The organism is Metabacillus rhizolycopersici (assembly GCF_020075705.1).
On record NZ_JAIQUM010000271.1, the window covers coordinates 1 to 516 of the forward strand.

General features: G+C 38.4%; 1 protein-coding gene. It reads right to left on the minus strand.

The genetic code is table 11. The features are described 5' to 3' along the window. On the minus strand, positions 1 to 516 hold a 516-nt coding region (locus K9V48_RS28545), incomplete at both ends, for an NADP(+)-dependent, decarboxylating phosphogluconate dehydrogenase (protein ID WP_498043141.1).

Genomic DNA, 516 nt, shown 5'->3' on the forward strand with positions numbered 1-516 from the left:
ACATCCAGTTCGTATGGAAAACTCCTTCTTTGTCAACACGTTGATACGTGTGAGCACCGAAGTAATCACGTTGTGCTTGTAATAGATTTGCTGGTAATGTTTCTGTACGGTAGCTATCATAATAAGCAATTGCGCTTGAGAATGATGGTACCGGAATTCCATTTTCAATTGCTACTGCTAATACTTTACGCAATGCTGATTGGTAGCCTTCTGCAATTTCGTTAAAGTATGGGTCTAATAAAAGGTTTGCTAAGTTTGCATCACGATCGTAAGCATCTTTAATTTTTTGTAGGAATTGTGCACGGATGATACAACCGCCACGGAAAATCATTGCGATATCACCGTATTGTAGATTCCAATCGTACTCTTCAGATGCTGCGCGCATTTGGGCAAATCCTTGAGCGTATGAAACAATTTTACTTAAGTATAAAGCTTTACGTACAGCTTCAATTAACTCTTCTTTATTGCCTTTGAAGCTTTCTACTTCAGGACCTTTTAACAATTTGCTTGCTTGTA